The following is a 12,179-nucleotide window of genomic DNA, read 5'->3' as shown; positions in this document are numbered from 1 at the left end:
CGCCGTGCGGGCCCGGGAAGCCGGGCCCGCACGCGGCTAGACTGAGACGTCAGTCCCAACGAATGGAGTCACCGTGATCGCCGATGTCCTCGCCGATGCCGGAGCGCGCATGGATCGCGCCGTGGAGGCCGCCAAGGAGGACTTCGCGACCGTCCGTACCGGGCGCGCGAACCCCCAGATGTTCCAGAAGGTGCTGGTCGACTATTACGGATCGCCGACCCCTCTGGCGCAGCTCGCGTCGCTGAACAACCCCGAGGCGCGCACGCTCGTCGTAAACCCCTATGACAAGTCGGCGTTGAAGGCCATCGAGCAGGCCATCCGCGACATGCCCAATCTGGGCGTGAACCCCACCAACGACGGCACCATCGTGCGCGTCACCATGCCCGAGCTCACTCAGGACCGTCGCAAAGAGTACGTCAAGATCGTGCGCGGTAAGGGCGAAGACGCCAAGGTGCAGGTGCGCAACCTGCGCCGCAAGGCCAAGGACGACCTCGACGCTCTCAAGAGCGACGTCGGCGAAGACGAGCTCGTCCGCGCTGAGAAGGAGCTCGACACCGTCACGCGCACGCACGTCGACCAGATCGACGAGGCGCTGAAGCGCAAAGAGGCTGAGCTGCTCGAGGTCTGACCCGCATGACCGATGCCCCTGAGATCGGCGAGGATCAGCCGGTCGATCCGCCCGACTCCCGCCGGGAAGCGACGGCGCGCCGTTCAGCGATCACCGGAGAGGGCGTGACGGCGATCGAGTCGCAGCTGCGCGCCATGCGCACGGATGCCGAGCAGCACATCGCTCACGCCCGGGCCGAGTTCGGCCAAGCGAACGAACGGCTGAAGCAGCGCACCGGTCGCGACCTCATCGTCGCGACCGTGATCGGTGTCGGAATCGGCGCGGTGCTTGTCGCCTCGCTCATCTTTGTCAAGTGGCTGTTCGTCTTCTTCGCGGGAGCGGCCATGGTTCTCGGGGTGCTGGAGTTCTCCCGAGCCCTCCAGGTCGCCGGACGCCGTGTGGACGTCGTTCCGCAACTCGTGATGGGCTCGCTGCTCCTGCTCAGCGGATTCTTCCTCGGGCCGTGGGTGCATTGGATCGCCGCCCTCGTCGCTGTGGTGGTCGTCATCGTGTGGCGCTTGACCGCGCAGATGTTCACCGCCGACGGTCGGGCGCCGATCGACGTCATCGGGGACGTGCTGGTCGCAGGGTTCGTGCAGTTGTACGTGCCCTTCCTCACCAGCATGGCGGTGGTGCTGCTCGCCCAGCTCCGCGGCGAATGGTGGGTCCTCGCGTTCATCATCCTCGCCGTCGCCGCCGACACCGGGGCCTACGTGTCGGGGCTCACCTTCGGCCGGGGTGGACGGCATCCGATGGCCCCTCGGATCAGTCCCAAGAAGACGTGGGAGGGCTTCGCCGGCGCCTGCGTCGCCGCTCTCGTCGCCGGCGCTCTGCTCGCCGTGTTCATGCTGCAGGTCCCCTGGTGGGCGGGGTTGATCTTCGGCGCGGTCGTGCTCGCCACCGCCACCGTCGGCGACCTCGGCGAGTCGATGGTGAAGCGTGATCTGGGCATCAAGGACATGAGTTCGTGGCTGCCCGGGCACGGCGGCGTGCTCGACCGCCTCGACTCGATCCTGCCGTCGGCCACGGCGGCGCTCGTGACCTACTATCTGCTCGCCCCGTTGGGAGTGTCATGACCGAGACGCCGATCCACGACAAGGTCGAAGCGACCCCGTTCCCCGACTCGGGTCGGTCCAAAGGCTACGAGAAGCGCGCCGTCGATGCGTTCCTCGCCCGCGCGCGCGAGGTCTTCGAGAGCGACGACGTGGGTGCCCTGCGGTCGTCCGAGGTGCGTGCGGCGGCCTTCCCCCTCGTGCGCGGCGGCTACTCGGTGACATCCGTGGATGCCGCTCTCGGTCGTGTCGAAGACGCGTTCGCGGCCCGCGAGCGCGAGCACGCTCTCTCGCGTCTGGGTGCGCGCGCCTGGGTCGCCGAGACACGCGACACCGCGCAGGTGGTGTTGGACCGACTCCGTCGCCCGAGAGGATCGCGCTTCGAACGAGTCGGCATCCTGCGCTACGGCTACCGGGTCGACGAGGTCGATGTCGTCGCCGACCGCGCGGCGCGTTATCTTGCGGCGGGCGAAACCGTCACGCCCGAGCAGGTGCGCGCAGTGGCGTTCCGGATGCAGCGGGGCGGATACCGCGAGGCCCAGGTCGATGCCGTACTCGACGCCGTCGTCGAAGTGATGCTCGCCGTCGGGTGACCGGCGCGGATGGCACCCGTCTCCGCGGCTCGGTAGACTCGTCGACACTGTGACTTCCGGTTCGCACCCCTCACGCTCCTCGTCCTCCCGCGTCGCCCGTCGTGGCGAGGCGGGTGTCGACGTCATCCCTCCGGTGCTCCCGCATCGGGCGGCACCCCGCTGGTCGCGCCGTCGGGGCGTCGTCGGCGCATTCGGGGCGTGTGCAGCGGTTTTGTTCGCGGCTGCCTACGTCGGGCCGATGGGCGCGGCGCTCCAGCCCGCGCAGGCCGACGAGCCCCGCACGGTCACGCTCTACGCCGAGGGCCTCGACGACACGCAGGCGGTGTCGACTCTCGGCGAGAAGCAGGCGCCGCAGCTCGACCGCTCCAGCTACAACGTCTACGTGAAGCCCAAGCCCACCCCGACACCCACGCCCACCCCGACGCAGTCGAGCGAGTCCGACGCGGAGTCGTCGGCGGGCAGCTCCGGCCCCCTGTTCTACACCGGTGGCGGCGCGCCTGCCGAGTGGATGGCGGCGGCGGGCATCGCCGAGGGCGACATGGGCTACGTCGACTACATCGTCAGCCGTGAGAGCGGGTGGAACCCCAACGCCACCAACCGCTCGTCGGGAGCTTGCGGTCTCGTTCAGGCCCTTCCCTGCAGCAAGGTGCCCGGCAACGGGTACGACCCGGTCGACAATCTTCGTTGGGCCACCGGGTACGCGACGGGCCGTTACGGGAGCTGGGCCGGCGCTTACGCGTTCTGGACCAACAATCACTGGTGGTGAGCGGCATCCATGCCCCGCTCCCGTAAGCGCCGCCCGGATCCCGGTCGAGGCGACGACTCGCTCGATCGGTTGATCGCGGGTTGGAAGCGCACGGAGGTCAAGCGCGGTATCGAGTGGACGGTGCAGCCCATCTCGGCGCCGCAGGCGCAGAAGGACTACATCTGCCCCGGGTGCGGACGCACCGTCTCGGCGGCGACCGCCCATCTCGTCGTCTGGCGCGCCGATGGCGTGCTCGGCGACGCCGCCGACCTGGCGGCACGCCGACACTGGCACACTCACTGTTGGAGGATCGCCTGATGGAGATTCGCGGACCCGTTCTGCTTCCCGCTCGTCGAGAAGACATCGAGCTGCACACGGTCGACGAGCTCACCCTTGTTGGAGAATTGGCGCTACCGGTCGACCGCGTGCCGATCGCGACGCTCGTGACGCTGCATCCGCTGCCGACAGCCGGTGGGTTCATGGACTCGCATATCCTGCGCAAAGCCGCGGGACGCCTCCCCGCCCTCGCGGATCTCGCCGTGCTCCGGTTCAACACTCGCGGCACGACGTCGCCGCGCGGCACGAGCGAGGGATCGTTCGACGGGGGAGCGAGCGAGGTGTTCGACGTCGCCGCGGCGGTGGACTTCGTGCGCGAGCGGGGTCTCCCGCGGCCGTGGCTGGTGGGGTGGTCGTTCGGTACGGAGCTCGCGTTGAAGTACGGGCGCGACCACGACGTCGAGGGCGTTATCCTGCTCTCGCCCCCGCTGCACCGGGCGACCGCCGAAGAGGTGGCGGCGTGGGCCGGAGATGCGCGGCGAATGGTGGTGGTCGTCCCCGAGTTCGACGACTACCTGCGCCCTGACGAGGCGCAAGAGCGATTCGCCTCGGTTCCGGATGCCACGCTCATCGCCGTCGAGGGCGGCAAGCACCTGTGGGTGGGCGAGACGCAGACCCGCCGCGTGCTCACCGAGATCGTCGCCGCGGTCAACCCCGATGCGCTGCCGCTGGCGGTCGAGTGGGACGGCGACATCGCCGACTGAGGTCAGCGCTCGTTCTGCCGGGGGATGATGACCTCGCGGTAGATGATCAGGATGCTGGCGGCCACGGGGATCGCGATGAGGGCGCCGAGCAGGTTGAGCAGCGCGCCGCCCGCGAGCGCCGAGATGACCACGACGGACCCGGGCACCGAGACCGCGCGGTTCATGATGCGCGGCGAGATCACGTACGCCTCGATCTGCATGTAGACGAGGTAGTACACCAGAGCGATGATCGCGATGGTGGGTGATCCGACACCCGGGATGAGGCAGCTCAACACGATGATCGTCGATCCGGTGAGCGTGCCCACCAGGGGAATGAGCGAGAAGAAGAAGGCGATCACCGCGAGCACCGCGGGGAACGGTGCCTGGATGATCGACAGGAAGATCGCGCTCAGCACGCCGTTGATGACGCCCAGGCTGACCTGGCCCATGACGTAGTAGCCCACGGAGTCGGTGATCTTCTCGGCGAGTTCGATGAACCGCGCGCGCTTGGACGCGGGCACGAGCTGGTACACCGCCGACTTCAGCGACGGGGTGGATGCCGTGAAGTAGATCGTCAGGATGAGCACGATGAACGCGCCGCCCAGGCCCGCCGCCACCGCTCCGCCGACGGTGAGGAGGCTGTTGCCGATCATGGTCGAGATGGAACCGACGTCGAGAGTGGAGATCCACTGCTGTACCCCGGCCCACACGTCATCCAGACGCAGCCACGGGAGGTTCGCAGACACCCAGTCCTGCACCTGCCGGACGACCTCGTTCCAGCGATCGGGCTGCAGCAGCTGCTCCACCTGGACGACGAGTTGAGCGATCTGTCCGACGATGATCGGCACGACCATGACGATGATCCCCGCGAAGATCCCGAGCACGCCGAGGATCGTGATGAGCACCGCCGCCCAGCGCGGGAGGCCGCGCCTCTCGAGGAACGACACCACCGGGTCGAGGCCGAGAGAGAGGAACAGCGCCGTGCCCACGTAGAGGAGGATCGTCGACAGATTCTGGACGCTGCCGATGAGCAGCAGGCCGACCCCGACGCCGAGCGTTGCCAGCAGTGCGACCCGGAATGGGTTGTGGATCTTCATGCCGCCAGACTCCCGCCTCAGCCGGGCGTTCGTGCCCGTGACGTCAGACTACTGACGACGCGGCGTCACGAGCGCACGACCGGCTTCGCCGCGAACTTTCAGCCGCCCTCGGATAGTCTGAAACGTCGATTCTTCGGCAGCGCCCGAGCTGCCGGTGGGGATGGTGTGAAGCGTGAGATTCGTCTGGGCTGTGGTGGCGTTCGTCATCGCGGCCGTCATGATCGGTGCAGGAATCGCCCAGAGGACGGTGTTCCAGGGGCCGTCCGAAGCCTCGGCGACCGTCCAGACCGAGGGGACGTCGGCCTACACGCTGGTGGACGGCGCGCTTTTGACGAGTGTGCCGGGTGCACAGACGTTGCGCGTCGAGGGCGATGGCGAGGTCTTCGCCGCCTACGGCCGCACCGACGACGTGGAAGCCTGGCTGGCCGACGTGCCCTACACCGCCGTGACCGTGGACGGTGAGGGGGTCGTGCAGACCACCGAGATACAGCCCACCGTCACCGCCACCAGCGCCGCGGCCGCCGGCCGCAGCCCGGTCGACTCCGACCTCTGGCTCGACGAGTACGAGCAGACGGGCACCCTGTCCGCCACGCTCCAGCTGCCGAGCGAGATGAGCGTGCTGATCGCGTCCGACGGCACCGCCCCGGCTCCCGCCAACGTCAGCGTGAGCTGGCCCGTCGACGACTCCACCCCGTGGGCCGGTCCTCTGATCGTCGGCGGCGGCATCGTGCTGCTCGCGGGTCTCGTGCTCTACCTCCTCGGCATCCGGCACGTCCGTCGCTCTCGTCGTCCGCGCCGCAAGGGTCTTCCGCTTCCGGTCACCGAGCCGATCTCCACGGTCGACACCGGCGCCGGGGCGAAGGGCATCATCAGCGAGACCCCGAACCGTCGGGGTTCCCGCGCGCGCGGTGCGCTCGGCGGGCGCCGCGCGTTGATCGCGGTCCCCGCGCTCGGCGTCTCCGTCGCCCTCCTCGCCGGCTGCTCCGCCGATGCCTGGCCGCAGTTCACGGCCGAGGAATCGCCGAGTCCCACCCCCACGGTGATCGTGCCCGAGGGGCAGTTCCCGCCCGCCGTCACCGAAGCGCAGGCGCAGCGCATCGTCTCACGCGTGTCATCGACGGTCGCTCAGGCCGATGCCGCCCTCGACGCGACCGCCGCCGCCCAACGCCTGTCCGGCCCGGCTCTGGCCGAGCGCCAGACCAACTACACCTTGCGTGCAGCGATCCCCGATCGAGCCGCCCTGCCGGCGATCCCGGCCGAGCCGGTGCAGATCGTCCTGCCGCAGACCACGGGCATCTGGCCGCGCACGCTCATGACGGTCGTGGAGTCCGCGGATGCCGCGACTCCGACGACGACGATCATGATGATGTCGCAGGAGACCCCGTGGGACGAGTACAAGGCGTCCTACGTCGGAAACCTCGAGGCCTCGACCAACCTCCCCGAGCTCGCCGCGCCTTACGTGGGGGCGACGCAGGTCGCTCCGGACTCGTCGTTCCTCTCGCTCGCACCCGAGAACGTGGCGGCAGCGTATGCCGACGTCATCAACAACGGTCAGAGCAGCCCGTCGTACGCGAAGTTCGACACCGCCAACGACCTGCTCCTCGCCGCCATCCAGGACAACAAGACCAAGCGCACCGACGAGCTGAACCAGACCGGAGCCGGCACCGCCGAGATCAGCTTCTCGGCCTCCGCCGGCCCTGCCGAGCCGATCGCCCTGGCGACCCTCGACACCGGGGCCATCGTCGCGGTCAACGTGTACGAGAGCGACACGGCGAAGCCGACCAACGCCGACGCGGTCATCAAGCTCGACAACAACCCCGCGGTGAAGGCGCTGACCGGTGTCGACCAGTCTGCGACCGGGTTCACCACGACCTACTCCGACCAGGTGTTCTTCTACGTCCCCAGCCAGGGGTCGGACGACAAGATCCGCCTGCTCGGCTATCGATCCAGCCTCCTCGAAGCGAAGGTGTCCCCGTGAGCACTCCCGCCCCCGGTTCCGTCCTGCGCGGCGCCGTCGACCTGTCGTCGCTGCGTAACCGTCCGCCGGCGCCCTCCGCCGCGGGCGCTGATGCCCCGGCGACCGGTGCGACTCCGCTCGTCTTCGACGTGACGGATGCCACCTTCGGCGACGTCCTGGAACTCTCGCGCACGGTCCCGGTCGTCATCGACCTGTGGGCCGAGTGGTGCGAACCCTGCAAGCAGTTGAGCCCCGCGCTCGAAAAAGTGGTCATCGAACTCGGTGGGCGCCTGGTGCTGGCCAAGGTCGATGTCGACGCCAACCCGCAACTCGCTCAGGGTTTCCGCGCGCAGTCGATCCCGATGGTGCTCGCGCTCGTCGCCGGACAGCCGGTGCCGCTGTTCACCGGGGCGGTGCCCGAGCAGCAGGTGCGCGACGTCTTCGACCAGCTGCTGCAGTTGGCTGCTCAGCACGGAGTGACGGGCACGGTGCCGGTCGACGGTGCCGCACCCACCGACTCTCCGGCCGAGGAGCCGCTCCCGCCACTGCACGCCGAGGCGTTCGCCGCCATCGAGGAGGGCGACTACGCCCGAGCGATCACGGCCTACGAGCAGGCTCTCACCGAGAACCCGCGCGACGCGGACGCCCGTGCCGGTCTCGGGCAGGTGCGCCTGCTCGACCGCGTGCAGGGCGCTGACCTGCAGGCGGCGCGCGCGGCGGCGGCCGCGGAGCCCACGGGACTCGACGCCCAATTCCTCGTCGCCGATCTCGATGTCGTCGGTGGACACGTCGACGACGCCTTCGGTCGACTGCTCGAGTTGTTCGCCACGCTTCCCGCAGACGAACGCGGTCCCGTGCGCGAGCGCCTGCTGGAGCTGTTCGGCCTCATCGGGGACGACGACGCCCGCGTCATCCGCGCGCGCACCCGGTTGGCATCCCTGCTCTTCTGATCCACGCACGAAGGCCCCGTCCGAGGACGGGGCCTTCGTCGTCTCCGGCTCAGCCGGCGCGGTGATGCAGCCAGAGCACGCCGAGGGGCGGGAGCGTCAGCGTCGCGCCCCCGCGGGCATCGGTCGTGACGGCGCCGAGGTTTCCCTGGCCCGATCCGCCGAACACCTCGGCGTCGCTGTTGAGAATCTCGTTCCAGGTGCCCGCCTCCGGGAGGTCAAGCGGGAAGTCGCCCAGGGGAACGCCCGAGAAGTTGCAGACGACGGCGACGGTGTTGCCGTGGTGATCGCGTCGGGCGAACGACAGCACGTTCGGGTTCCACGTGGGAGCCCCGAGTCGCGAGAACGCCGCACCGTCGTGATCACGCGACCACAACGCCGCCTGATCCTTGTACACGCGGTTGAGTTCGGCGACGAAGTCGTGCAGCTGTCGATGGGCGGGCTGGTCGAGCATCCACCAGTCGAGGCTGCGGGATTCCGACCACTCCGACATCTGGCCGAACTCCTGGCCCATGAACAACAGCTGCTTGCCCGGGTGGCCCCACATGTAGGCGAGGTAGGCGCGCATGTTCGCCAGCTTCTGCCAGTGATCGCCCGGCATCCGGCCGAACAGGCTGCCCTTGCCGTGCACGACCTCGTCGTGGCTGATCGGGAGCACGAAGTTCTCGCTGAACGAGTACACGAACGAGAACGACAGCTCCCCTTCGTGGTGCGAGCGGTACATGGGGTCGCGCCCGATGTACTGCAGGGAGTCGTTCATCCAGCCCATGTTCCACTTGAACCCGAAGCCGAGCCCGGCCGCCGAGGTCGGTGCAGTGACACCGGGGAAGCTGGTGGACTCTTCGGCGATGAGCGCGATGCCGGGGTAGCGCTTGTAGGAGGTCGCGTTGACCTCCTGGAGGAAACGGATCGCCTCGAGGTTCTCGCGCCCGCCGAACTGGTTCGGCGCCCACTCGCCTTCGTTGCGGGAGTAGTCGAGATAGAGCATGGAGGCCACGGCATCCACTCTCAGACCGTCGACGTGGAACTCCTCGAACCAGTACAACGCGTTCGCGACGAGGAAGTTGCGCACCTCGTTGCGGCCGTAGTCGAAGATGAGCGTGCCCCAGTCCTTGTGCTCGCCGCGGCGCGGATCGGGGTGCTCGTAGAGGGCTTCGCCGTCGAAGCGGGCGAGGGCGAAGTCGTCCTTCGGAAAGTGCCCGGGGACCCAGTCCATGATCACGCCGATGTCGGCCTGGTGGAGGCGGTCGATCAGGTAGCGCAGGTCGTCGGGGTCGCCGAAGCGGCTGGTCGGGGCGTAGTATCCCGACACCTGGTAGCCCCAGGACCCCCCGAACGGGTGCTCCGACAGCGGGAGGAACTCGACGTGGGTGAACCCCTGGGCACCGACGTAGTCGATGATCTGGTCGGCCGCATCGCGGTATGACAGGCCCTGCTTCCACGAGCCGAGGTGCAGCTCGTAGATCGACATGGGTCGATCAATGGGGGCGGTAGACGAGCGGTGTTCGATCCAGGCGTCATCCGCCCAGGTGTACTCCGACTCGGTCACCACGGACGCCGTGGCCGGCGGGACCTCCGCGAGGCGCGCCATCGGGTCGGCCTTCTCGATCCACTGGCCGCCACGGGTCAGGATTTCGAACTTGTAGCGGGTGCCGGTGCCGATGCCCGGGATGAAGAGTTCCCAGACGCCACTGCCACCCATCGAACGCATCGCGCTGCCGGAGCCGTCCCAGCCGTTGAAGTCGCCGATCACCCGCAGGGCACGGGCATCGGGTGCCCACACCGTGAAGGCCACACCGCGCGATCCATCGAGCTCGCGCACATGCGCGCCGAGGACGCGCCACAACTCCTCATGGCGTCCTTCCGTGACGAGGTGCAGGTCGAGCTCCCCGATCGAGGGCGCGTGGCGGTAGCCGTCATCGGCGACGTGCTCGGTGCCGTCGTAGTTCGCGCGCACCGTGTAGGCACCGGGGGACGCCTCGACGTGCGCCTCCCAGATGCCGCCGCGCACGTGCTCGAGCGGCACCTGGCGGCCATCGGCGATCTCGGCGACGACCTCGCGGGCGAGCGGACGACGCGCGCGGATGACCCACCCGTCGCCGGTCTCGTGCACACCGAGCACGCTGTGCGGGTCGTGATGGGCGCCGTGGGCAACGGCGTCGAGGATGTCGGTGGGGAGCAGGGTCATCGGTTCTCCTTGACGTGCAGGATGTGCACGGGCTCGCTGAAAGCGTCGAGACGTACGAAGTTGTGGTCGGCCCAGGTCCACACCTGGCCGGTCACGAGGTCTTCGACGTCGTACGACGTGCCCGGCTCGATGCCGAAGACGCTCGTGTCGAGGTGGACGGTGGTCGCGCGGGCCGAGTGCGGATCGACGTTGGCCACGACGATGATCGTGTCGGAGGCGCCGGTGGGCGACAGCTCGGCCGGCAGGTGCTTGGAGTACACGAGCACCGCGTCGTCGTCGCTCCAGTGCACGTCGAGGTTGCGCAGCTGCCGCAGTGCGGGGTGCGCGTGCCGCGCCGCATTGAGCATGCGCAGGTACGGGGCGAGCGACCTGCCTTCTTCTTCGGCGCCGGCCCAGTCGCGGAACTTGTACTCGTACTTCTCGTTGTCGATGTTCTCTTCGGAGCCGGGGCGGGCGACGTTCTCGACCAGCTCGTATCCGGCATAGACGCCGTAGGTGGGCGCCGCGGTCGCGGCGATGGCGACGCGGATCTTGTAGGCCGGGCGCCCGCCGTACTGCAGGTACTCCGTGAGGATGTCGGGGGTGTTGACGAAGAGGTTCGGGCGGAGGAAGTCGTCGGTCTCGTGCGCCAGGGAACCGAGGAACTCTTCGAGCTCCTCCTTGGTGTTGCGCCACGTGAAGTACGTGTAGCTCTGCTGGAAGCCGGCCATGGCCAGACCCTGCAGGGGAGCCGGTCGCGTGAAGGCCTCCGCGAGGAACACGGCGCCGGGCTCTTCGGCACTCACCGTGGCGATGAGCCACTCCCAGAACTGCAGGGGCTTCGTGTGCGGGTTGTCGACCCGGAAGATGGTCACGCCCTGGGCGATCCAGTGGCGGACGACACGCAGGACCTCGGCACGGATGCCGTCGGGGTCGTTGTCGAAGTTGACCGGGTAGATGTCCTGGTACTTCTTGGGCGGGTTCTCGGCGAAGGCGATCGAGCCGTCCGGGAGGGTCGTGAACCATTCGGGGTGCTCGGCGACCCAGGGGTGGTCGGGGGAGGCCTGCAGTGCGAGGTCGAGGGCGACCTCGATGCCGTTCTCGCGCGCCGCCGCCACGAACGCACGGAAGTCCTCGAGAGTCCCGAGGTCGGGGTGAACCGTGTCGTGACCGCCGGCCGCGCCACCGATCGCCCAGGGCGATCCCGGGTCTCCCGGCTGAGTGACGAGCGTGTTGTTGGGGCCCTTGCGGTTGGTCTCGCCGATCGGGTGGATCGGCGGCAGGTACAGCACGTCGAAGCCCATGTCGGCGACGCCGGGAAGACGGTCGACGGCGGTGCGGAACGTTCCGCTGACCACTGAACCGTCTTCGGCGCGCGTCGCTCCCTCGGATCGCGGGAAGAACTCGTACCAGGCGCCCACGCCCGCGCGTTCGCGCTCGACGAGGAGTTCGGCATCCCGGCCCACCGAGACCAGCCCCATCATCGGCCGAGCGGCGAACAGCGCGGCGATGGCGGGGTCGCGGACGACCGACAGGGCGACGTCGTCGTGCACGTCGAGGTCGCGGAGAGTGCGCGCGGCGTCGTATAGAGCGTCTTTGTCGGCGCCGGGGCGCTTCTTCTCGCCGCGCGCGCGGTCGAAGAGCTGCGCGCCCATCTCGCGCATGAGCTGCGTGTCGACGCCGGCAGCGATCTTGAGCTCGGCGGCGTGTTCCCACGTGGCGAAGTCGTCGGCGAACGCCTCGAAGCGGAACCGCCACACGCCCTGCTCGAGCGGGGCGACGAGCGTCGACCAGCGGTCGAAGCCGTCGTTGAGGGGGCTCAGGCGGTGCAGCGACTCGTCGCCCGAGGGCGAGAACAGTCGCACGTTGACACCGATGCGGTCGTGGCCCTCGCGGAACGCGGTGACCGTGAACGGCACGGCTTCGCCCACGTAGGCCGACGGCCGGAAGGACCCGCCGGGCACACTCGGATGCGGCAGGGCCATGGGGATGCGC

Annotated in this window: 11 protein-coding genes; 8 read left to right on the top strand and 3 right to left on the bottom strand. The window is 68.8% G+C overall.

Annotation, left to right across the window (positions count from 1 at the left end; all coding sequences use genetic code 11):
* Positions 1-73 precede the first annotated feature (73 nt).
* The 6 genes from frr to MT347_RS03240 are packed head-to-tail and all read left to right on the top strand — an operon-like array spanning position 74 to position 4,037.
* A complete protein-coding gene (gene frr / locus MT347_RS03265; protein ID WP_243498048.1) occupies positions 74-628 on the top strand; it encodes a ribosome recycling factor in 555 nt (184 codons plus the stop codon).
* 5 nt (positions 629-633) lie between these two features.
* Positions 634-1,683, top strand: a complete 1,050-nt coding sequence (locus tag MT347_RS03260; RefSeq protein WP_243498046.1) for a phosphatidate cytidylyltransferase — start codon at positions 634-636, stop codon at positions 1,681-1,683.
* Positions 1,680-2,252: a DivIVA domain-containing protein gene (locus tag MT347_RS03255; protein ID WP_243498044.1), complete on the top strand. Its 573-nt coding sequence runs from the start codon at positions 1,680-1,682 to the stop codon at positions 2,250-2,252. The genes MT347_RS03260 and MT347_RS03255 overlap by 4 nt, the downstream gene beginning before the upstream one ends.
* 49 nt (positions 2,253-2,301) lie before the next feature.
* On the top strand, positions 2,302-3,018 hold the full coding sequence (locus MT347_RS03250; protein ID WP_243498042.1) for a transglycosylase SLT domain-containing protein: 717 nt from the start codon (positions 2,302-2,304) through the stop codon (positions 3,016-3,018).
* Positions 3,019-3,027: 9 nt separating this feature from the next.
* On the top strand, positions 3,028-3,315 hold the full coding sequence (locus MT347_RS03245; RefSeq protein WP_243498040.1) for a hypothetical protein: 288 nt from the start codon (positions 3,028-3,030) through the stop codon (positions 3,313-3,315).
* Positions 3,315-4,037: an alpha/beta hydrolase gene (locus tag MT347_RS03240; RefSeq protein ID WP_243498038.1), complete on the top strand. Its 723-nt coding sequence runs from the start codon at positions 3,315-3,317 to the stop codon at positions 4,035-4,037. Before MT347_RS03245 ends, MT347_RS03240 begins: the two co-directional genes overlap by 1 nt.
* A gap of 2 nt (positions 4,038-4,039) precedes the next feature.
* On the opposite strand, the gene MT347_RS03235 is transcribed toward MT347_RS03240, so the two are convergent.
* Positions 4,040-5,113, bottom strand: a complete 1,074-nt coding sequence (locus MT347_RS03235) for an AI-2E family transporter (protein WP_243498036.1) — start codon at positions 5,111-5,113, stop codon at positions 4,040-4,042.
* Positions 5,114-5,285: 172 nt separating this feature from the next.
* On the opposite strand from MT347_RS03235, the gene MT347_RS03230 reads away from it, so the two are divergent.
* Together MT347_RS03230 and MT347_RS03225 are read left to right on the top strand one after the other, a co-directional pair.
* Positions 5,286-7,091: a glycosyl transferase gene (locus tag MT347_RS03230; RefSeq protein ID WP_243498034.1), complete on the top strand. Its 1,806-nt coding sequence runs from the start codon at positions 5,286-5,288 to the stop codon at positions 7,089-7,091.
* Complete coding sequence (locus MT347_RS03225; protein WP_243498032.1) at positions 7,088-8,020, top strand: tetratricopeptide repeat protein; 933 nt, start codon at positions 7,088-7,090, stop codon at positions 8,018-8,020. Before MT347_RS03230 ends, MT347_RS03225 begins: the two co-directional genes overlap by 4 nt.
* Positions 8,021-8,069: 49 nt before the next feature.
* Here the strand turns inward: MT347_RS03225 and glgB are convergent, their stop codons facing one another.
* The gene (glgB, locus tag MT347_RS03220) at positions 8,070-10,205 is read right to left on the bottom strand and encodes a 1,4-alpha-glucan branching protein GlgB (RefSeq protein WP_243498031.1); all 2,136 of its coding nucleotides are present in this window, start codon (positions 10,203-10,205) and stop codon (positions 8,070-8,072) included.
* Positions 10,202-12,169, bottom strand: a complete 1,968-nt coding sequence (locus tag MT347_RS03215) for an alpha-1,4-glucan--maltose-1-phosphate maltosyltransferase (RefSeq protein ID WP_243499016.1) — start codon at positions 12,167-12,169, stop codon at positions 10,202-10,204. The genes glgB and MT347_RS03215 overlap by 4 nt, the downstream gene beginning before the upstream one ends.
* Positions 12,170-12,179 lie beyond the last annotated feature (10 nt).

The organism is Microbacterium sp. VKM Ac-2923 (assembly GCF_022815605.1).
Lineage (GTDB): Bacteria > Actinomycetota > Actinomycetes > Actinomycetales > Microbacteriaceae > Microbacterium.
This window is presented reverse-complemented; position numbering and strand designations above follow the sequence as displayed.

What these genes read in the sequence shown, in the direction of transcription:
- MT347_RS03260 (WP_243498046.1), top strand. Translation starts at nt 634, where the DNA reads ATGACCGATGCCCCTGAGATCGGCGAGGATCAGCCGGTCGATCCGCCC.
- MT347_RS03255 (WP_243498044.1), top strand. Translation starts at nt 1,680, where the DNA reads ATGACCGAGACGCCGATCCACGACAAGGTCGAAGCGACCCCGTTCCCC.
- MT347_RS03245 (WP_243498040.1), top strand. Translation starts at nt 3,028, where the DNA reads ATGCCCCGCTCCCGTAAGCGCCGCCCGGATCCCGGTCGAGGCGACGAC.
- MT347_RS03240 (WP_243498038.1), top strand. Translation starts at nt 3,315, where the DNA reads ATGGAGATTCGCGGACCCGTTCTGCTTCCCGCTCGTCGAGAAGACATC.
- MT347_RS03235 (WP_243498036.1), bottom strand. Translation starts at nt 5,113, where the DNA reads ATGAAGATCCACAACCCATTCCGGGTCGCACTGCTGGCAACGCTCGGC.
- glgB (WP_243498031.1), bottom strand. Translation starts at nt 10,205, where the DNA reads ATGACCCTGCTCCCCACCGACATCCTCGACGCCGTTGCCCACGGCGCC.
- MT347_RS03215 (WP_243499016.1), bottom strand. Translation starts at nt 12,169, where the DNA reads ATGGCCCTGCCGCATCCGAGTGTGCCCGGCGGGTCCTTCCGGCCGTCG.